Here is a 21,319-nt window from a genome sequence, read left to right as displayed (position 1 = left end):
TATTTATGGGCAATAAGACTACTATCTTAAGATTTAAGAGAAGTAAAGAGGGAGTTAAAACGGTCCGTAAATGCTCGAATGATTAGTAGAAGGGGAGTCTTCCGCTAATTATAGTTTCACTTTATCCCGCATTAACGGGCAGTAAAACTCCCACCTCAAAATTCGGCTAGAGCCAGGAAGTAAGGTGGAAGATAAACTGCCCGTAAACGCCCGATTGATTCAACTAATAATCAGTGGGGATGAACAAAATCCCCACTGATTATAGTTTCACTTTATGTAGATGTAGGAGGATTTTTTGTATGTCCGATTCAAAATTTCTGCGCGGAACGCTTATTGTGACGTTAGGGACATTTTTAGTAAAGTTCTTAGGCATGATTTACGTCTTTCCGTTTCATGCATTAGTAGGCACAGAAGGCGGAACGCTCTATACATATGGATACATTCCATATACGATATTTTTAAGTATTGCAACGGCAGGGGTGCCGCTTGCTGTTTCGAAGTTTGTTTCCAAATATAATGCACTTGGCGATTATAAAACGAGCCGGAGAATGTTCCGCTCGGGAATGGTTATGATGATAGTAACCGGAGTTCTTTCGTTCCTAGTTCTATACATGACCGCACCATTATTTGCAGAAGCAATGCTTGGTAAACAAAGTTTACAAAATAAGGTAGAAGAAGTTACGACGATTATTCGCCTCGTAAGTTTTGCGCTTATTGTTGTGCCGGCAGCAAGTTTGATTCGTGGTTATTTCCAAGGCCACCAATCGATGGGACCGACTACGGTTTCACAAATTATTGAGCAAATTATTCGTATCGTCTTTTTATTAGCGGGTAGTTTCATCGTTATTAAAGTACTTGGCGGTACAGTAGCAACGGCAGTTGGGGTTGCGACATTTGCTGCATTTGTTTCAGCAGTTGGAGCACTTGGCGTATTAATTTGGTACTGGTTAAAACGTAAAAAATATTTGGATCAATATTTAATTGAGCAAACTGTACCAGAATCGACAGTAAGTACCGCTCAATTGTTTAAAGAGTTGTTTGCATATGCAATTCCTTACGTTGTAATTGGATTAACAATTCCTTTATATCAACAAATTGATACATTGACATTTAACTCTATTATGCAGGCGATTGGTCAAGGAGATATCGCAGAGCGAGCACTTGGTATTTTCACGATGTGGACGCATAAATTAATTATGATTCCGGTATCACTTGCAACAGCCTTTAGTTTAACGCTCGTGCCAGCGATTACAAAGTCATTTACTGAAAAACAATACCGCTATTTAAAATTACAAATTACACAAACATTCCAGGCAAATATGTTTTTAACATTGCCAGCAGTTATCGGTATTTCTACACTTGCATATCCAATTTACACTGCTTTCTACGACTCAGATCCACTAGGTGGACAAGTATTAATGTGGTATGCACCAGTTGCGTTGTTATTCGCTTTATTCACAGTAACAGCGGCGATTCTGCAAGGGATTAATCAGCAAAAACATGCGATTGTCGCGCTTGCTATGGGTGTTATTTTGAAATTTGTATGTAACGTAATCTTTATTCGCTATTTCGGTACAGTTGGGGCGATTTTGGCTACTGCAGTCGGCTTCTTAGTTTCTGTATGGTATACGAATAGACAAATCAAAAAACATGCAAACTATTCATTTGGTGTTGTATATAAGAGAACATTCCAAATTGCAATATTAACACTTGTAATGGTTATTGCTGTAAAACTATCACAATGGCTTCTATCCTTCATGATTTCGCCTGATGGCCGTATTGGTGCTCTTATTACAGTTGCGATTTGTGCAGGTATTGGTGGACTTGTTTACGTAGTATTAGCGATTCGCACAGGAGTACTAGAAAGAGTATTTGGCGGAGAAGCTTTAGAGAAAATCCAGCGTAAACTTGGTAGTCGATTCAAAATAAAGTTGAAATCAAAAGGGGCGTAAATACGTCCCCTTTTCTTATGATAAATAAAGAAGGTGAAGAACATGAGATTAGATAAATTATTAGCGAACATGGGACACGGAAGTAGAAAAGAAGTAAAGAAATTACTGAAAGACGGCGTTGTGAAAATTGATGGAACGCCAGTGAAAGATCCGAAGTTTCATGTGAATGTAGAAGAACAAGAGGTTATGATTCACGGTGAAGTTGTGGAATATAAAGAGTTTGTTTATTTAATGATGCATAAACCACAAGGTGTTATTTCAGCGACAGAAGACGATAACCACGAAACGGTAATAGATTTATTAGAATTAGAAGATGCGATTTTTGATCCATTCCCTGTTGGGAGACTCGATATTGATACAGAAGGTTTCTTATTGATTACAAATGACGGGAAGTTAACGCATCAACTATTATCTCCGAAAAAGCATGTGCCGAAAAAATACTATGCACACGTTTCAGGAGTTGTAACGGAAGAGGATGTAAAAGAATTCGCTAAAGGTGTTATTTTAGAAGATGGCTATGAAACGAAGCCAGGCGAACTTACAATTCTAAAAAGTGATGATATTTCTGAAATTGAGCTCGTGATTACAGAAGGAAAATTCCATCAAGTGAAGCGTATGTTTGAAGCGGTAGGTAAAAAAGTAGTGTATTTAAAGAGAACAGAGATGGGACCTTTAGTGTTAGATGAAGAGTTAGAACTTGGGCAATATCGTGAATTAACAGATGAAGAAGTAGAAATGTTAAAAGCATATCAAGTAGATAACGAAAAATAACGTCAATTTCAAAGCATAGAAAAGACCCCTTTCTAATGAGTTAGAAAGGGGTATGTATTTATTTACATACAATTATTTTTTGTTATGAGGTCATTCTCACTTTCTTTCCTGTCGTTGTCCACTTGCCGCGGCAAGGGCTATACACGAGTTCATTAAACTGCAACACATTTAGATCACGTTGTATCGTTCGCGGTGTGATCCCGAACTCATCTACAAGGTCTTTCGTTGTTACCGTACCGTTTTCATTGATGTACATATAAATCGATTTAATGCGTGTTAGCATACGAGTAGTTGTAGGTTTCAAGAGAAAACCACTCCTCTACTAGTTTTTTTGACCCCATTCAGGAAAGAAGGTCGTTACTACCATTGTACTCTACATGATAAAATTCATGCTTTAATCTACTTAAATTTTACAAAAGTTTAACAAATATTCATATAGAAAAATATTGGTAGTTGACATTGTATATTTTGTCAGTCAACTAACTCATAAATTTCTACGTAAAACGCCAAATTCCTGCAAATTTTTTTGAGAAAATAAAAGAAAAACTAATGCGAAATATCTGAAATATTACAATTGTTCGTTATTAGATTTTCATGTATGGCATAAGAGATTTCGGTTTGCTATGATGAAAGAGACAATATAGTGAAGGATGGATGCGTGATGTCAACGATTAATTGGACAGAAGAAGTTGCAAAACGAAAAGATGATTTAATTCGTGATACACAACAATTTTTACAAATTAAAAGTGTATGGGAAGAAGAATCTGCGAAAGAGGGCGCACCATTTGGTGACGGTGTAGAAAAAGCTTTATCTTTCATGTTACATAAAGGAGACGCAGATGGTTTCGCTTCTAAAAATTTAGAAGGGTATGCAGGTCATCTTGAAATGGGACAAGGAGAAGAATTAGTAGGTATCCTTTGTCACGTTGATGTTGTACCAGAAGGAGATGGCTGGACAACTCCTGCGTATAGTGCGGATATTCGCGATGGGAAGATTTTTGCACGCGGTGCGATTGATGATAAAGGGCCGACAATGTCAGCTTATTATGCAATGAAAATTGTAAAAGAATTAGGCTTACCTCTTTCTAAACGTGTTCGTATGATTTTAGGAACAGATGAGGAAAGTAATTGGAAGTGTGTAGATCATTACTTTAAAAATGAAGAAATGCCAACAATCGGTTTTGCACCAGATGCAGATTTTCCAATTATTAATGCGGAAAAAGGAATTTCTGACATACAAGTTGTTCAAAATGGTAGCGAAGAGAAAGAAGGCGCATTTAAGCTGATTTCATTTGAATCAGGTCGTCGTTTGAATATGGTTCCTGATTATGCAGAAGCGATTATTACAGGAGAAGATGTAAATGCACTTACGGTAGCATATGAAGAGTATTTACAAACTGCTAAAAAAATGGGTAAAGCAATTGTAGAAGGAAATACGGTGACGTTACAAATCAAAGGGATTTCAGCTCACGGATCTACTCCGGAAAAGGGAGAAAATGCAGGTTTATTATTGGCAAACTGCTTAACGAAAGTTTCTCTTGATGGAAAAGGGGCTTCGTTTGCATCGTTTGTAACAGAAACATTTACAGGAGATATTATTGGAGAGAAAGCTGGTATTTCTTATAAAGACGATATTAGCGGCCCGTTAACAGTTAATGTTGGTCGCCTGTCTTATTCGCAAGAAAACGGTGGTAATTTAGGATTAAATGTACGCTATCCAGTTACGACTAACTTTGAAGAAATGATTGCAAAGTTAAAAGAATATGTTGGTACTCATGGGTTTGAAGTAGGGGATTACTCTAACTCTCGCCCGCATCACGTTGATAAAGATCATGTATTAATTCGTACTTTGCAACGCGTATATGAAGAACAAACAGGTGAAAAGGCAGAACTATTAGCAATCGGCGGTGGTACTTATGCTCGTTCATTGAAAGCTGGCGTTGCATTTGGCCCGCTATTCCCTGGAAAAGAAGAACTTGCGCATCAAAAAGATGAGTACATTGAAATTGAAGATTTATTAAAAGCAACAGCGATTTATGCTCAGGCGATTTATGAATTAGCAAAGTAATGGATATGTAAATAATGAGAGGCCGTCCCAAAAGTTTTTTTGGGACGGTTTTCTGTTAGGGGTAGGTTGCTTCTCTTGTCGTATTTTGTTGTTAAGTAGATATTCCTTGTCGAAACGTCGATATAATAAGAGTTATGTTCGATATATTTCAATTACTATTGCAATCTTAACTTGGTTAGACTTTTTAGGAAGGTTCCCTTCTTTTTAACTGAATGAGATAAGAAAGAAAAGCAACAATAACATAAAGGAGACGATGTAGATGGTGCAGCATTATTTTGTCGCAGTAACTTTACCACGTCATATAAAAGAAATTCTTTCTAATTACAAAATGGAAATGAAGGATGAATTACCATTTCGCTCGTGGGTACATGAAGAAGACTATCATATTACCCTTTCATTTTTAGGAAGTGCGACAGAGGAACAATTAGAAGGAATAAAGAATGGATTACAAACACTTACAGAAATCAAAGAACTAACTTTCACATTACAAGGATTTTCAACGTTTGGCCTGGAAGACGAGCCGCGTATTTTTTGGGCGAAGGTAAGTGAGAATAATGATTTGGTTCAGTTGCAAAAACAAGTGCATACAATTTGTGAAGAAAATGGCTTCTCCCTAGAGACGCGCCCTTATCATCCGCATATTACTGTTGCACGTAAATGGGTAGGAGAAAAAGTATTTGATCTGACAAATGTAAAAGGCTTACCTGTAACGTCATTTCAAGCAGATACGATTACTTTGTATGAATCTCACGTGAAGGAAACGCCAAAGTATAGACCGGTTGCTGAAATAAAATTACAAAAATAGAATGTATGAAAACGTTTTTTATACAGGTGAATATACTATAGAGAATAATGTGTTACTGTATAGAGTCTTGCTGATAAGAAAAGCCTTATCATTTGCAGCTCGTTTCGCCCCTCTATTTGCGGGCAGTAAGACTCCCACCTCAAAATTAGGATAAAGCAAAGAAGTTAGGTGGGAGATCAACTGCCCATAAAGGCCCGATTGGTTCAACTAATAATCAGTGGGGTAAAGCTTTCCCACTGATTAAAGTTTCACTTTATTTTAACTTTAAGAATGATGGTGATTTTTTTATGTTGAAAGTAAAACGTCCATTTGATGCCTATTTAGATGAAATGAATAAAATTACAATTTTGCTCCCGCATGCGTATGGAACAAGCCGGACATTTCGTTTACAAGAAGGAAGCAATTTGAAAGAATTGCCGATTGCTCATACTATTGCTCTTCCGGATGCAACGAAGTATGAGTGCTTTATAGAAGAGCCGCTAGATGTGGGGAAATATTATACAGTACGAGATGAACGGAACGAAGAAACAGATTTACAAATAGGCGCTGTTATTCGAACAGCAATTTTCGATGAAAAGTATTATTACGAAGGTACAGATTTAGGTGCTGTGTATCAAAAAGAAGTGACGATATTTAAAGTATGGGCTCCAACTGCAAGGCTTGCGAAAGTAAGAATTTATAAAAGTGATAAAGAATATATCGATTATGAAATGTACAGAGGAGAAAACGGAGTTTGGACTCATACATTACAAGGTGATTTAGCCGGAGTAAAATATACATTTCTCGTATGTATTAATTTAATATGGAATGAAGCAGTGGATCCTTACGCAAAGTCAGTGACTGTAAATGGGAAATACGGCATTGTTATCGATTTGGAAAAGACGAATGTAACAAAACGAGAGGAATTACCACCATTACAGTCAATGACAGATGCAATATTGTATGAACTGCATATTCGTGATGCTACTATTCATCCAAACAGTGGAGTGAATAATAAGGGAACATATAAAGGATTGATAGAAGAGGGGACAACGGGACGAAATGGGACGTTAACGGGATTGTCTCATATAAAAGATTTAGGTGTTACACATGTTGAACTATTACCTTTATATTGTTTCGGAGGTGTAGATGAGGCGAATCCTGCTTCTGCATATAATTGGGGCTACAATCCACTATATTACAATACGCCAACAGGATTTTATGCTACAAACCCCTCTGACCCGTACAACAGGATAGTAGAGTGTAAACAACTGATTGAAACATTTCATGCGTGCGGCATCAGGGTAATTATCGATGTTGTATATAATCATGTTTATGAGAGAGAGCTATCATCATTTGAGAAGCTTGTTCCGGGATATTATTTTCGTCATGGTGAAGATGGTATGCCTTCTAATGGGACGGGAGTTGGAAATGATATAGCATCTGAACGGAAAATGATGAGGAAATTTATTGTAGAATCTGTCCTATATTGGCTTACTGAATACAATGTTGATGGATTCCGATTTGATTTAATGGGAATTTTAGATGTTGAAACGATGAATGTGTTAGAAAAAGAAGTGCGAAAAATAAAGCATGATGCGCTGTTATTAGGTGAAGGATGGGATTTACAAACACCCCTTCCTCTTAAGGAGAAGGCGACGTTAAATAACGCGAATAAAATGCCATGTATCGCACAGTTTAATGATCAATTTCGTGATGGAATAAAAGGAAGTACTTTTAATATAAATAGACGTGGCTTTGCATTTGGTGGGCATGTAGACTGTAATCATTTGCAGTATATAGTAGCTGGTAGCCTTTTAAGTATGAAAGAAACAGGATTGTTCCTAGAACCAATGCAAAGCATTAACTATGTAGAATGTCATGATAATATGACGATGTGGGATAAACTAGTGCAAAGTAATCCAGAATCAGAAGAAATTTTGAAAAGACGTCATCGACTAGCAACCGCAATAGTTATTCTTTCGCAAGGGATTCCTTTCTTACATGCAGGGCAAGAGTTTTATCGTACGAAGCAAGGAAACGAAAATAGTTATAATGCAAATGATGAAATCAATCGATTAGATTGGGAGCAAAAAGAAACAGAGATGGAGACAGTTAATTATATAAAAGGTTTAATCGCGATTCGGAAGGAGCATGGGGCATTTCGATTAAAAAGCGCTGATCTTATAAAAAAGCATATGACTTTTTTGCAAACATCAAAAGAAGTACTTGCATACCATTTGCAAAATGTAGAATCTTTCGGACCGTGGAAAGAGATTGTTGTGTTATTCAATAGCGGTTTGCAAAATGAAATAGTCGAGCTTCCAAAAGAAGAAACGTGGCATGTGATAGTAAACGAAAAGCAAGCGAAAATACAGCCAATTTCTTCATTTAGAGGAAAGGAACTTCAAATGGCTCCAACTAGCATGTATATATTGGCGATAATGTGACAAATCGCTACTTGACGATGAGAATGTAATAAATGTAGAATTGACAAAGGTGACGATTTTGATAAGTTGTCATTCTATGAGTGATTTTGTAAAATAAACTAGAAGAGCAGGGGATTTATCCTGTTTTCGGCTTATGCCAAGTTTTCTTTTCATTCAACTAAAGTAAAATATATGAATCCACAACATGTGTAGAAATGTTGCGGTTTTTCTTTTCATAACTATAAAAGATAAGGATTTGTTAACGGGTAATGAATATGGAATGGTTGGAACAATTATTAGGAAAAGAGTGGAGTCTTATACCGGCTGGTGGAGTAACGGGCGATGCGTATATTGCGCAAAACGGACAACAAAAGTTATTTTTAAAGCGGAATACATCGCCCTTTTTAGCGGTATTGTCAGCTGAAGGAATTGTTCCAAAATTACTTTGGACAAGAAGGGTAACGAACGGTGATGTAATTTCTGCTCAAAAATGGCTTCCGGGACAGAAGTTAGAGCAAGAGGATATGAAACTAGAACGTGTTGCGAAACTTTTGAAGAAAATACACTCCTCTAAAGCGCTTGTGCAGATGATTCAAAGGCTAGGAAAGCAGCCGCTTCATGCGCAAGAGTTATTACAACAATTACAACTTGTTTTAAGAGGAGATATAAGAGTTGATGAAACAATTCAGCAAGGTCTTCAATATTTAACAGAGTCATTAAAAGATATTGAGTACGATGAATTCGTTGTATGCCATTGTGATGTAAACCATAACAATTGGATATTGTCGGATGAAGATGAATTGTTTTTAATTGATTGGGATGGAGCTGTGATTGCTGACCCAGCTTTAGACCTTGGGATGTTATTATATTGGTATGTTCCGCGTCATGAATGGAGTGAGTGGCTCGGATATTATGATGTTGAACTAGATGAATCATTACTTAGGCGTATGAGATGGTATGTTATAGCACAAACGATTTTATCTATTCAATGGCACACAACAAAAAAGCAGCAAGCAGAAGCTAAATATTGGCATCAATATTTACAGCAACTACTTGCTTCAGAATAATACTTAAGAAAAATTGTCCATTCCAGCAATCCACTGAGTAAGTTGTTCTTGATTATTGGAAATATGGTTGTCCAAATTAGAGGAAGATTTACCCGATTGACTATAAGAATATACATCGTTTAGCATTGCTTTAGCGTCACTACTTATACTATCGTTTGCGAGTAACGATTGAATGAGGCGCTCTAATTGCTCGCATTCAGAAACTGTCCCACAGCAATCACTTTGATGGTTGACTAAAATATCTTTTAACACTTCTAATTGATGCTGTTGATTAATTGGCATGAACGGATCATCCTTTCGAGTGTTTTTCTCTCACTGGAAATGTAAGAGAAAAAGCTGTTTCGTCATGGAATGTTTAATGCTTTATGTAGTTTTTATCAAAATGGTACATCTTATACTTGAAAGAAACGGACCGAGTGCTCGTACGTGCTTGGTTTTTTGTTTGATAGATTGATTAAAACAGAAAGAAGGAATTTTTCCTTTAAAATAGTTTTGTAAAGAGAGGGAGACATCTATGCGTTTAAGACATAAACCTTATGCAATGGATCGAATTAATGAATATTCACATATCGTAATCGGAAACCCAGAAGAGCGCGCTGGTAACTGGAAAGAAGTATTTGGAAATGAACAACCAATTCATATTGAAGTAGGTACAGGACGTGGCCGCTTTATGTATGATATGGCAAAAGCGAATCCACATATTAATTATATTGGAATTGAAAAATTCACAAGTGTTGTTGTAGATGCACTTGATAAATTAATTGAAGAAGAATTACCGAACTTAAAGTTAATTAATAAAGATGCTGAAGATTTAAAAGTTTTCTTTGCACAAGGTGAAATTGACCGCGTTTATTTAAACTTCTCAGATCCATGGCCGAAGAACCGTCATACGAAGCGTCGTTTAACGTATAAAACATTTTTACGCAATTACGAAGAAGTGTTAGTAGATGGCGGAGAAATTCATTTCAAAACTGATAACCAAGGTTTATTTGAATATTCTCTTATGAGTATGGCTGAGTATGGTATGTTATTAACTTACCTTAGCTTAGATCTTCATAATAGTGATTATGAAGGAAACATTATGACAGAGTACGAAGAGAAGTTCTCTAGTAAAGGTCATCGTATTTACCGAGTTGAAGCGAAATATCGCACAGAGCCTATGCAGTAATGCATAGGTTTTTTTGTAGCTAAAACAATCAGAATTTTATGTTAATATTAAAAAGAAAGGGGGATGAAAGATGGAACAGTTACAAGTTGGAAATATAAAAGTGACATGGCTAAAAGGTGGGAATACACATTTAGATGGAGGTGCAATGTTTGGAGTTGTGCCGAAAGTACTTTGGTCACGCAAATATCAACATAATGATACAAACCATATTTATTTACGAACAGATCCGTTACTTTTGCAAACGAAAGAAGGAAACATGCTTATTGATTCTGGAATAGGAAACGGTAAGTTGAATGAGAAAATGAAGCGAAATCAAGGTGTAACAGAAGAATCATCGGTTTATGAATCGTTAGAAAAACTGGGTCTAAAGCCTGAAGATGTTCATTACGTCTTAATGACGCATCTTCATTTCGATCATGCATCTGGTTTAACAAGGCGGGAAGGAGATCACCTTGTGCCGACGTTTCCGAATGCGAAAGTTTATGTAAGTGAAACGGAATGGAATGAAATGAGGAATCCAAATATTAGATCGCGTAATACATACTGGACGGAAAATTGGGAGCCGATTGTAGATAAAGTTGTTACCTTCCAGCAAGAAATAGAAATTACGGATGAAATAAAAATGGAGCATACGGGTGGTCATAGTGATGGACATGCCGTTGTCGTCCTTGAAAGTCAGGGTGAAACGATGCTTCATTTAGCGGATATTTTACCGACGCATGCACATCAAAATGTATTATGGGTAATGGCCTACGATGACTATCCAATGACATCGATTGAACATAAACAAAAGTGGATGAAGTATGGTGCTGAGAAAGAAGCATGGTTTACGTTTTATCATGACGCATATTATCGTGCTGTGAAGTGGAATGAGGAAGGGCATATCATAGAAAAAATAGAACGGAAAACGAGTATAGAAGCATAAAAATAGGAGGTTGTTCCATCATATTTATTGGAGCAGCCTCTTTTTTATTGTCGGATTTTGTCGATAAGTCGATATATCTCAATAATCGCTGATATAAATCGAGTTGCGCCGATATATTTAAAAAATCGCCGATATAATTTGGGTTGCGCTGATATATTCGAAAAATCGCTGATATAATTTTAATCAATACCCACAATTTCAAAAAAAAAAAGAGGTTCACCTAATGGGAACCCTCTTTTTTATGCTGCTATAACCTCTAAAACAGTGCCTGTTTTTGCATCAACTAAAAATTCAAATCGTTCTTGTATATCATCTAACATTGTTGTAAGACCGCCGCGATAAACTTCATATGCGACATCATATTTTTCAAATGTCTCTGGAACCATATGTACCCAAGAGCCAGTAATTTCACCTTTATGACTTAATGCTTGTTTCACCATTTTCAATGCTTTTTCTGAAGAAATATGGGATTGTTCTTGTACTTTGTTTGCAACGAAATAACCAGCTGCGAACCCAACGCCAAGACCTGCTACTAAACCTTTCCAGCTCATATATTCACCTCAATTCTGTAAAATAAAAATAGTGTACCGATAATAATTATAATGCAAACGCAACTAAAAAAGAAGAAACTAGAAACATTTCGAAAATTTCGTTACAATAAAAGAGGTATTCTACTAAGGTTTGAAAGAAGGGGACTTCGTGAATAAAGAGACATTACAATTATTTCGTACGTTAACAGAATTACAAGGTGCATCAGGTTTTGAACATGATGTGCGCCGTTTTATGAAGCAAGAATTAAGCAAATATGCTGATGAAATTGTGCAAGACGGTTTAGGTAGCGTATTTGGTCTGAAAAAAGGGGACGAAACTGGCCCACGCGTTCTTGTAGCAGGTCATATGGATGAAGTAGGTTTCATGGTTACGCAAATTACGAAAAATGGGATGCTTCGTTTTCAAACGTTAGGCGGTTGGTGGAGCCAAGTACTATTAGCGCAGCGCGTACAAGTTATGACGAAGAACGGTCCTGTTATTGGGGTTGTTGGTTCTATCCCTCCTCATTTATTAAGTGATGCGCAACGTGCAAAACCGATGGATATGAAAAATATGTTAATTGATATAGGTGCAGATAGCTATGAAGATGCGATTGAAATTGGCGTAAAACCAGGACAACAAATCGTGCCAATCTGTCCGTTCACGCCGATGGCAAATGAGAAGAAAATTATGGCGAAAGCTTGGGACAACCGTTATGGATGTGGCCTTGCTATTGAGTTATTAAAAGAATTAAAAGATGAAACATTACCAAACACATTATACTCTGGTGCTACTGTACAAGAAGAAGTAGGTCTTCGCGGAGCACAAACAGCTGCAAATATGATTCAACCAGACATTTTCTATGCGCTTGATGCAAGCCCAGCAAACGATGCATCTGGTGATAAAACGCAGTTCGGTCAATTAGGAAAAGGTGCGCTTCTTCGTATTTACGACCGCACGATGGTAACTCATAGAGGAATGCGTGAATTCATTTTAGATACAGCAGAAACACACAATATTCCGTACCAATACTTTATTTCACAGGGGGGTACAGATGCGGGCCGTGTACATACAAGTAACTCAGGTATCCCATCAGCAGTAATTGGTGTTTGTGCTCGCTACATTCATACGCATGCTTCTATTTTACATGTTGATGATTATGCAGCAGCAAAAGAACTTATTACAAAGCTTGTAAGAGCAACGGACAAAACGACGTTAGAAACGATTAAGAATAACGCGTAAGGAGGAAGGGTGGAAAACCCTTCTTTTTTTAGGTTGAATAGATGACCCAGCGATGAGTGGGAGCGGTCAGTACCTAGTTGGTGCTCGAGCGATGTATTAAGACCGCGGGTAGGAAGGCTGGTTTTGAGTTCGAAATCGGTCATATTGTGGAAAGCAAGCTTCTTTTATAAATGGCAGGGATTCCTAGGTGATATGTGGTTGGTACTTAATTTGTGCCGAAGCGGATATTAGAACAAAATGATGAATTTATATAGAGGTGAACAAAATGAAAGTAGTAGTTGGATCGAAGAATAAAACGAAGGTTGGAGCTGTGGAGAAGGTTTGGAATGATGCTGAAGTTACATCTCTTTCTGTTCCGTCAGGAGTAGCAAACCAGCCTTTCTCAGATGAAGAGACGATGCAAGGAGCGGTAAATAGAGCGAAGCGAGCGCTGCAAGAAGGAGAAGCTCAAATCGGTATTGGGCTAGAAGGCGGTGTAATGAAAACGGAGCACGGTTTATTTATGTGTAACTGGGGTGCACTCGCAACGAGTGACGATAAGATATTCGTTGCAGGAGGAGCGCGTATTAAGTTACCAGACGATTTTTTAGCGCCTCTTGAAGATGGCAAAGAGTTAAGTGAAGTGATGGAAGAGTTTGTAGAGCGGAAAGATATTCGTAGTCACGAAGGTGCTATCGGTATTTTTACAGATGATTATGTCGACCGAACTGAATTATTTGTACACGTTGTTAAGTTACTTGTTGGGCAATATAAGTATGATGAAAAGCAAGCATAAACCTTGCACCATGCGCGATGTATGGTAGTATAAAGAAAAGATTATAGTGTGAAAAAGTGCACTCGTTAGAGGAGGAAATATAGATGAAATCATTAGAAAGCATGGAACAATTCCAAGAATTAAAAAATGAAGAGAATGTAGTCTTCATGTTCTCAGCAGAATGGTGCCCAGATTGCCGTTTCGTTGATCCATTTATGCCAGAAGTAGAAGAGAAGTATAGTGATTTCTCATTTTACTATGTAGATCGTGATGAATTTATTGATCTATGCGTGAAATTAGACGTATTTGGCATTCCGAGCTTTGTAGCGTACAATAAAGGTGAAGAAACTGGACGCTATGTAAACAAAGATCGTAAAACACAAGAGCAAATCGAAGAGTTTATTGAAGGTTTAAAATAAGACAATTAGCCAATTGAATTGTAAAAACAACCTCTACCTTCGCGGGGGAGGTTGTTTTTTTGGAAGGGAGGAAAAAGAGATGAAAATGACAAGTAAAAAGATGAAAGACGAGTTAATGAAGAAATTATCTCGACCAGAATGGGATTTTCATTATGATAGCGAGAAAGAAGTTCTTCGTATTGAACAAACAGACTCGAAAAAAGGTATTAACGTATCACTTCCAGGAGTAGTAGCAAAATGGGAAGTGAACAAAGAAAAAGCGATTGAAGAGGTCGCTTATTACGTACAAGAAGCGCTAATTGCAATGCATAAAGAAGAAAATAGCACGGCGAAAATTTTACCTGTTATTCGCTCTACTTCTTTCCCGAAACAATCAGAAGAAGGAAATCCGTTTATTATGACGGACCACACGGCGGAAACACGTATTTACTATGCGCTAGATTCTAATAAAACGTATCGATTAATTGATGAGCGCTTATTGCAAAAATTAGAGCTTACAGAGCAACAAGTACGTGAAATGGCATTATTTAATGCTCGCTCATTAGGTTATGAATTTAAGCAGGACACAGTAGCAGGTAATACATTCTACTTTTTAAACACAAATGATGGGTATGATGCGACTCGTATTTTAAACGAATCGTTACTACAATCGATGCGTGAAAAGATCTCTGGTGACATGGTTGTGGCAGTTCCTCACCAAGATGTATTAATTATTGCTGATATCGTCAACGAAATCGGTTATGATATTATTGCACAAATGACAATGAAATTTTTTGCCGAAGGGCATGTTCCGATTACATCACTTTCATTCGTATATGAAGATGGGGACTTCGAACCAATCTTTATTTTAGCGAAGAATCGGAAGAAGACAGATGGAAAAGAGAAAGGATGAACGAAGTGAACGTTTTTTACAACCTTGAAGGAATTGGTGACACTTTAATTGTTACCTTACAAGATATTACTTTAGAAAACCGTACATTTGACCGCAAAGGAGATGTTGCTCGCGTATACGATCGTGAAAGCAACGTAACAGCAGGATTCAACATCTTTAATGCATCTTCTTATGTAGAAGTAACAGATAACGGAAACGTTACATTAACAAAAGAGTTTGTTGAAAAAATTAACGAAATTTTAGCGAAGAATGGCTTTGAAGAAAAAGTAGAAGCTGATCTCACGCCGAAATTTGTTGTAGGCTATGTAGCTGAAAAAGAGAAGCATCCAAATGCTGATAAATTAAACATTTGTACAGTAGAAATCGGTACAGAAACATTACAAATCGTATGTGGTGCACCAAACGTTGATGCAGGACAAAAAGTTGTTGTTGCAAAAATCGGCGCTGTAATGCCAAGCGGTATGTTAATTAAACCTGCTGAGCTTCGCGGTGTTCCTTCTTCTGGAATGATTTGCTCTGCACGTGAATTAGAGCTTCCAGATGCTCCACAAGAAAAAGGTATTCTTGTATTAGAAGATAGCTTTGAAGTTGGACAAGAGTTCAAATTTTAATTGATGTAAGAGAAAATAGCCTCGCATATGTGGGGCTATTTTTTTGTGTGTGAAATTCCTAGGATTGTAACGTTTCTCTTTAAAAACTATATTGTATTTTAAAAATAAATTAGGTAAAATTTAGAAAAATAGAAGGGGATAGACGTATGAAACAACAACTAAAAATCGCAGAACTTCTGAAACGAATTGAAACTTCAAAACAGCAAGATATCGAGTTAGGTTCCTATGAAATATATGTATTTAGTGAAAATGAATTAGAAAAAGGACAAATCGGTTATCGATATGATAAACATAAAAATTCATTAGTAAGTGAAGAGAATGGAAAGTGGCAAGAAGGATGGATTGTGATTGGATATGAAACGGATATGGGCGATCCAGTTTTCGTGAATGTGGATGATAATATGTATCCAGTGTATACTGCAGAGCGTGGTACGGAAACGTGGCAGCCTGTTTATATTGGAAATATGGATGAGATTATAAACCAATTATAAGTAAAACTTTGAGTCCGGTGCAAAGTGATGGGAGAGAAGCATGAAGTATATAAAAATAATGGGCATGATTGCATTTATTGGCATATATATGGGAGGTTGCTCACAGGAGCAGCCGAAAAAAGAAGCATCATCTTCTGTAAGAGAAACAAGCAAAGAGAAAAAGGAAGACGCACCGGTAGAAAAACAGCAAGAAGAACAAGAAAAGAAAGAAGAACCACAAGCAATTCAAACGAATGAGCAAGTAGAACCTAAGCAGGAGGAAGCGTCGGCAGAGGAAAAGAAAGAGGAAACTACGCCGGTGCAGCCACCAGAGCAACCAGCACAAAATAATGAACAAAAAATAGAGAGTAAGGAGAAGCAAGAAAAGTTTCTCGTTGTCATTGATCCAGGGCATCAACAAAAAGCGAATTTAAATTTAGAGCCGATTGGTCCAGGAGCAACTACTCAAAAATATAAAGTGACAGATGGGACAACAGGTGTTGTAACAAAAAAGAGAGAGTCTGTCCTTGTGTTAGAAATGGCTTTTATATTAAAAGAAAAGTTGGAAGCAAAAGGTATGCAAGTATTAATGACGAGAACGTCACAAGATGTTGATATAAGCAATAAAGAACGTGCGACATTCGCAAATGATCATAAGGCGAATTTGTTTTTACGTCTTCATGCAGATGGTTCGGAAAATCCAAACCAAAGTGGATTTGCTGTATTGACGCCGGCAGAAGGAAGTCCGTATACGAAAGAGATTTATGCGGAAAGTCTTCAAATCTCTCAAACGATAGTAAATAAAATGAGAGAGAATCATCAAGTGAAAGTAAATGGAATTAAATATCGAGATGATCTTTCTGGGTTTAATTGGGCAAAAGTTCCTGGCGTTCTATTAGAACTTGGATTTATGTCAAATCCTGAAGAAGATAAAAAATTATCTGATCCGCAGTATGTGAATTCTTTATTACAAAGCGTAACGGATAGTGTAGATGAATATCGGAAGAGTAAAGCTTAAACGCAGTCTTACATGAGAGGCTGCGTTTTTCCATGTGAAAACACTCGTAAATTAGAATATTATGGATAAATATGACATGCTTAATTTTACCTGCACTTTTTGCCGAATGCTGATACAATAAAGGATGTTACTATTTAGTAGAAAGAGTGGTAAGCATGTTAGATTGGATGAAAAAGCTGTTTAACAAAGAGGAAGAAAAAACAGTGATGAATAAAGAAGTGTCGGCACAAATTGAAAGTCAGCCGAAAATTCCTCGTGTAAACCACTACACTGAAGCAAGAGAAGCACAAATGGCAAGTCGAAATGCAGGGAAATGCCGTTTTCCATTAATACCGGATAATGGGTTCGATGAAGAGGATGTAAGAGAAATAGAGCACTTTGAAGAACGACCTGTTCAAGTAGTAACATACGAAGAGCCGTCTGCTCAAAGCGGAATAAAAGTGGAAAGAAGCAGACGACTATATGTGGAAAAAGCAGTTCCTACATATGAAGAGCCGGAATTGCAATATGAACAGGAACAAGAGCCTATCGTAAAAAAAGCATCCGTCCAATCACAAGAAAGTAACCGTAGACCATTTCGTCCAACAGAGATGATTTCACCGATTTATGGATATAATCGTCCTTCAGTAGAAAAGAAGGTTGTACAGGAGGAAGAAAAAGAAAGAGAAGATCTTGAAATATCCATTGAAGGAAAATCAGTTGTGGACGCATGGTTAGAGAAAAAGGGCTACACATTATCCGATTTTTCAGAAGGCAAAAAAGAAGGTTCGTCTAATAAGGAAGGACTGAACGAACAAACACAAAAAAATAGTAAAGTAAAAGAAAAATCGGTTGTGGATACATGGTTAGAGAAAAATGGTTACGAGATTGAGAGTCAAGTTCCTTCATTAGAAGAAAGCCAGAGTGATCAGTTGCTTCATACAACTGTACAAGCCTTGCAGCAAGAACAAGATGTAGTGGAGTTATCGCATATAGAAGATAACGAAGAAACTCTACAAGAAGAGTCAATAGATTCTAAAGTAGAGAACGTGGAAACGATATTAAGAGAAGAAATCGAATGTAGTACAGAAATAGAAGAAACTATTGCTGAAGTTGTAGCAAATCAAATTGAAGAGGAATCTTCAGAAGATGTAGTAATTGTAAAAACAGATGAAAAGCTTCAAGAAACAATCACTATAGAAATACCAGATGCTTTTGAAGAAGAATTAGAGGAAGCTAAGGGAGCAACAGAAGAAGTTGCAGAATTAGAAGAAACTAAGGAAGTGGCAGAAGAAGTTGCAGAATTAGAAGAAACTAAGGAAGTGGCAGAAGAAGTTGCAGAATTAGAAGAAACTAAGGAAGTGGCAGAAGAAGTTGCAGAATTAGAAGAAACTAAGGAAGTGGCAGAAGAAGTTGCAGAATTAGAAGAAACTAAGGAAGTGGCAGAAGAAGTTGCAGAATTAGAAGAAACTAAGGAAGTGGCAGAAGAAGTTGCGGAGTTAGAAGAAACTAAGGAAGTGGCAGAAGAAGTTGCGGAGTTAGAAGAAACTAAGGAAGTGGCAGAAGAAGTTGCGGAGTTAGAAGAAACTAAGGAAGTGGCAGAAGAAGTTGCGGAGTTAGAAGAAACTAAGGAAGTGGCAGAAGAAGTTGCGGAGTTAGAAGAAACTAAGGAAGTGGCAGAAGAAGTTGCGGAGTTAGAAGAAACTAAGGAAGTGGCAGAAGAAGTTGCGGAGTTAGGAGAAACTAAGGAAGTGGCAGAAGAAGTTGCGGAGTTAGGAGAAACTAAGGAAGTGGCAGAAGAAGTTGTGGAATTAGAAGAAACTAAGGAAGTGGCAGAAGAAGTTGCGGAATTAGAAGAAACTAAGGAAGTGGCAGAAGAAGTTGTGGAATTAGAGGAAACTAAGGAAGTGGCAGAAGAAGTTGCGGAGTTAGAAGAAACTAAGGAAGAAGAACCAATTTCTCAAGAAACAGTAATTGAAGAAACGATGAATACAGATTTAGTGGGAAATACACCAGTTGCAGGGCAACCAGTGATTTCTCAACAAGAAACAATTACATTCAAGGAAGAAAGTGAAGTATTCGTACCAGTTTCAGAAACGGATGAGCAAACAAAGAAAGATGTTCAAAACTTTGCGAACGTTTTAATTGAAGAAGCGGAAGAAAAGAAGCAAGTTGCTGAAGAACAGCCTGCTTTACAAATAGAAGAACCGAAACGTGAGAAAAAACGTCATGTCCCATTTAATGTTGTCATGTTAAAGCAAGACAGAAAGAAATTAATGGAAAGACATGCGGCAAGAACGAACGTAATGCAATCAACTGCCAGTAAACGAGTGGAAGAAAAGCCAATGCAGCAAGTGGTAGTAGAACCGCAAGTGGAAGAAAAGCCAATGCAGCAAGTGGTAGTAGAACCGCAAGTGGAAGAAAAGCCAGTGCAGCAAGTGGTAGTAGAACCGCAAGTGGAAGAAAAGCCAATGCAGCAAGTGGTAGTAGAACCGCAAGTGGAAGAAAAGCCAATGCAGCAAGTGGTAGTAGAACCGCAAGTGGAAGAAAAGCCAGTGCAGCAAGTGGTAGTAGAACCAGAAGCGGAAGAAAAGCTAGTGCAGCAAGTGGTAGTAGAACCAGAAGCGGAAGAAAAGCCAATGCAGCAAATGGTAGTAGAACCGCAAGTGGAAGAAAAGCCAGTGCAGCAAATGGTAGTAGAGCAAGTACAAGAGAAAGCATATGTTGTAAATCAAAGAGAGAACGATATGCGAAATGTATTGCAAACACCACCGACATATGCAATTCCGCCATTAACATTGTTGTCAATTCCGCAGCAAGCAGCGTTAGATAATACGGAATGGTTGGATGAACAGAAAGAATTATTAAATACGACATTTAATAATTTCCATGTTGGTGCACATGTTATTAACGTATCGCAAGGTCCAGCAGTAACTCGTTTTGAAGTACAGCCAGACCCAGGTGTGAAAGTAAATAAAATTACAAATTTAAGTGATGATATTAAGTTAAGCTTAGCTGCGAAAGATATTCGTATTGAAGCGCCAATTCCAGGGAAGAGTGCGATTGGAATCGAAGTTCCAAATAAAGAAAGTAAGCCAGTGTTTCTTCGTGAAATTTTAAGAAGTCCTGTGTTTACAAAGAGCGAATCACCGCTTACAGTTGCGCTCGGGCTTGATATTTCAGGCGATCCAATTGTAACTGATATTCGGAAAATGCCACACGGACTTATTGCGGGTGCAACAGGTTCTGGGAAAAGTGTGTGTATTAACGCAATTTTAACGAGCATTTTATATAAAGCGAAACCGCATGAAGTGAAGTTAATGTTAATCGATCCGAAGATGGTTGAGCTTGCACCATACAATTCTGTTCCACATCTTGTAGCGCCTGTTATTACAGATGTAAAAGCAGCAACAGCGGCTTTAAAGTGGGCAGTCGAAGAGATGGAACGCCGTTATGAATTATTTGCGCATGCTGGTGCTCGTGATTTAACTCGTTACAATACGATTGTAAGTGGGAGAGAAATCCCAGGTGAGACATTACCTTATATTGTAATCGTCATTGACGAGTTAGCTGACTTAATGATGGTTGCTCCTGGTGATGTTGAGGAAGCGATTTGTCGTATTGCACAAAAAGCTCGTGCTTGTGGTATTCACTTATTAGTTGCGACGCAGAGACCATCTGTAGACGTTATTACAGGTTTAATTAAATCAAACATTCCAACGCGTATTGCGTTTACAGTATCATCTCAAGTTGATTCGCGTACGATTATCGATATTGGGGGCGCGGAGAAATTACTTGGTCGTGGTGATATGTTATTCTTAGGAAACGGTACGTCTAAACCGGTTCGTGTACAAGGTGTATATGTATCGGATGATGAGATTGAGAAAACAGTTGATCATGTGAGAAAGCAAATGAAGCCGAACTACTTATTTAAGCAAGAGGATTTATTAGCGAAAACAGAACAAGCTGAGTCGGAAGACGAATTGTTCTTTGATGCATGTCAATTTGTTGTAGAACAAGGGGGAGCGTCCACATCTTCTGTACAGCGAAAATTCCGCATCGGTTATAATCGCGCGGCACGTCTCATTGAAGAGATGGAATCGCAAGGGATTATTTCTGAAGGAAGAGGAACGAAACCGAGAGATGTCCTTATTTCTGAGGATGAATTTGCTGCTATGCAGGAAACAAATGTATAGGAAACGGTTTTGCTGTATACTAAGAGAAAATGTTGGATAGTAA

Annotated in this window: 19 protein-coding genes; 16 read left to right on the top strand and 3 right to left on the bottom strand. The window is 37.6% G+C overall.

The genetic code is table 11. The features are described from left to right. Positions 1-299 precede the first annotated feature (299 nt). Both LUS72_RS23375 and LUS72_RS23370 read left to right on the top strand, forming a co-directional pair. Positions 300-1,952: a putative polysaccharide biosynthesis protein gene (locus LUS72_RS23375; RefSeq protein WP_097829034.1), complete on the top strand. Its 1,653-nt coding sequence runs from the start codon at positions 300-302 to the stop codon at positions 1,950-1,952. A gap of 42 nt (positions 1,953-1,994) precedes the next feature. After that, positions 1,995-2,723: a pseudouridine synthase gene (locus LUS72_RS23370; RefSeq protein WP_264448333.1), complete on the top strand. Its 729-nt coding sequence runs from the start codon at positions 1,995-1,997 to the stop codon at positions 2,721-2,723. An 82-nt stretch (positions 2,724-2,805) separates the two neighbouring features. On the opposite strand, the gene LUS72_RS23365 is transcribed toward LUS72_RS23370, so the two are convergent. Beyond that, positions 2,806-3,027, bottom strand: coding sequence for a DeoR family transcriptional regulator (locus LUS72_RS23365; RefSeq protein WP_000805512.1), 222 nt, complete (start codon positions 3,025-3,027; stop codon positions 2,806-2,808). Positions 3,028-3,384: 357 nt separating this feature from the next. Between LUS72_RS23365 and pepV the strand changes: the two genes are divergently transcribed. The 4 genes from pepV (at position 3,385) to LUS72_RS23345 (ending at position 9,071) form a co-directional block, all read left to right on the top strand. Next, the gene (pepV, locus tag LUS72_RS23360; protein WP_097829035.1) at positions 3,385-4,791 is read left to right on the top strand and encodes a dipeptidase PepV; all 1,407 of its coding nucleotides are present in this window, start codon (positions 3,385-3,387) and stop codon (positions 4,789-4,791) included. 259 nt (positions 4,792-5,050) lie between these two features. Next, positions 5,051-5,596, top strand: a complete 546-nt coding sequence (gene thpR / locus LUS72_RS23355) for an RNA 2',3'-cyclic phosphodiesterase (protein ID WP_264448330.1) — start codon at positions 5,051-5,053, stop codon at positions 5,594-5,596. Positions 5,597-5,883: 287 nt separating this feature from the next. Continuing rightward, the gene (gene pulA, locus LUS72_RS23350) at positions 5,884-8,025 is read left to right on the top strand and encodes a type I pullulanase (protein WP_264448329.1); all 2,142 of its coding nucleotides are present in this window, start codon (positions 5,884-5,886) and stop codon (positions 8,023-8,025) included. A gap of 248 nt (positions 8,026-8,273) precedes the next feature. After that, positions 8,274-9,071 carry a phosphotransferase family protein gene (locus tag LUS72_RS23345; protein ID WP_070145165.1) on the top strand — a complete coding sequence of 266 codons (798 nt, stop codon included), beginning with the start codon at positions 8,274-8,276 and terminating at the stop codon, positions 9,069-9,071. A gap of 3 nt (positions 9,072-9,074) precedes the next feature. Here the strand turns inward: LUS72_RS23345 and LUS72_RS23340 are convergent, their stop codons facing one another. Further along, positions 9,075-9,353 carry a YtzH-like family protein gene (locus tag LUS72_RS23340; RefSeq protein WP_001122236.1) on the bottom strand — a complete coding sequence of 93 codons (279 nt, stop codon included), beginning with the start codon at positions 9,351-9,353 and terminating at the stop codon, positions 9,075-9,077. A gap of 232 nt (positions 9,354-9,585) precedes the next feature. On the opposite strand from LUS72_RS23340, the gene trmB reads away from it, so the two are divergent. Together trmB and LUS72_RS23330 are read left to right on the top strand one after the other, a co-directional pair. Then, complete coding sequence (gene trmB / locus LUS72_RS23335; protein ID WP_097829037.1) at positions 9,586-10,239, top strand: tRNA (guanosine(46)-N7)-methyltransferase TrmB; 654 nt, start codon at positions 9,586-9,588, stop codon at positions 10,237-10,239. A 70-nt stretch (positions 10,240-10,309) separates the two neighbouring features. Next, on the top strand, positions 10,310-11,164 hold the full coding sequence (locus tag LUS72_RS23330; RefSeq protein ID WP_097829038.1) for a YtnP family quorum-quenching lactonase: 855 nt from the start codon (positions 10,310-10,312) through the stop codon (positions 11,162-11,164). Positions 11,165-11,403: 239 nt separating this feature from the next. Here the strand turns inward: LUS72_RS23330 and LUS72_RS23325 are convergent, their stop codons facing one another. Beyond that, entirely contained in the window at positions 11,404-11,715 is a 312-nt protein-coding gene (locus LUS72_RS23325; RefSeq protein WP_000118537.1) for a PepSY domain-containing protein, read from the bottom strand. A gap of 148 nt (positions 11,716-11,863) precedes the next feature. Between LUS72_RS23325 and LUS72_RS23320 the strand changes: the two genes are divergently transcribed. The 8 genes from LUS72_RS23320 to LUS72_RS23285 all read left to right on the top strand — a co-directional run bounded on the left by LUS72_RS23320 (position 11,864) and on the right by LUS72_RS23285 (position 21,276). Further along, positions 11,864-12,937, top strand: a complete 1,074-nt coding sequence (locus LUS72_RS23320; protein ID WP_097829044.1) for a M42 family metallopeptidase — start codon at positions 11,864-11,866, stop codon at positions 12,935-12,937. A gap of 265 nt (positions 12,938-13,202) precedes the next feature. Next, on the top strand, positions 13,203-13,712 hold the full coding sequence (locus LUS72_RS23315) for a DUF84 family protein (protein WP_097829040.1): 510 nt from the start codon (positions 13,203-13,205) through the stop codon (positions 13,710-13,712). Positions 13,713-13,795: 83 nt separating this feature from the next. Continuing rightward, positions 13,796-14,110 (top strand): thioredoxin family protein, encoded by a 315-nt coding sequence (locus tag LUS72_RS23310; RefSeq protein ID WP_000838192.1) that lies wholly within the window; start codon positions 13,796-13,798, stop codon positions 14,108-14,110. Positions 14,111-14,189: 79 nt separating this feature from the next. Beyond that, on the top strand, positions 14,190-15,002 hold the full coding sequence (locus LUS72_RS23305) for a DUF1444 domain-containing protein (RefSeq protein WP_097829041.1): 813 nt from the start codon (positions 14,190-14,192) through the stop codon (positions 15,000-15,002). Then, positions 14,999-15,613, top strand: coding sequence for a YtpR family tRNA-binding protein (gene ytpR / locus LUS72_RS23300; protein WP_264448324.1), 615 nt, complete (start codon positions 14,999-15,001; stop codon positions 15,611-15,613). Before LUS72_RS23305 ends, ytpR begins: the two co-directional genes overlap by 4 nt. Positions 15,614-15,759: 146 nt before the next feature. Beyond that, positions 15,760-16,104 carry a thiamine transporter gene (locus LUS72_RS23295; RefSeq protein WP_097829042.1) on the top strand — a complete coding sequence of 115 codons (345 nt, stop codon included), beginning with the start codon at positions 15,760-15,762 and terminating at the stop codon, positions 16,102-16,104. Positions 16,105-16,144: 40 nt separating this feature from the next. Further along, positions 16,145-17,101, top strand: a complete 957-nt coding sequence (locus LUS72_RS23290; protein WP_141533565.1) for an N-acetylmuramoyl-L-alanine amidase — start codon at positions 16,145-16,147, stop codon at positions 17,099-17,101. Positions 17,102-17,256: 155 nt separating this feature from the next. After that, positions 17,257-21,276: a DNA translocase FtsK gene (locus LUS72_RS23285; RefSeq protein WP_264448321.1), complete on the top strand. Its 4,020-nt coding sequence runs from the start codon at positions 17,257-17,259 to the stop codon at positions 21,274-21,276. Positions 21,277-21,319 lie beyond the last annotated feature (43 nt).

The sequence above is a fragment of the Bacillus cereus genome (genome assembly GCF_025917685.1).
GTDB classification, from domain to species: Bacteria; Bacillota; Bacilli; order Bacillales; family Bacillaceae_G; genus Bacillus_A; species Bacillus_A cereus_AT.
Note: the sequence above shows the minus strand (reverse complement) of the source record. Positions and strands in the feature narration are given on the sequence as shown.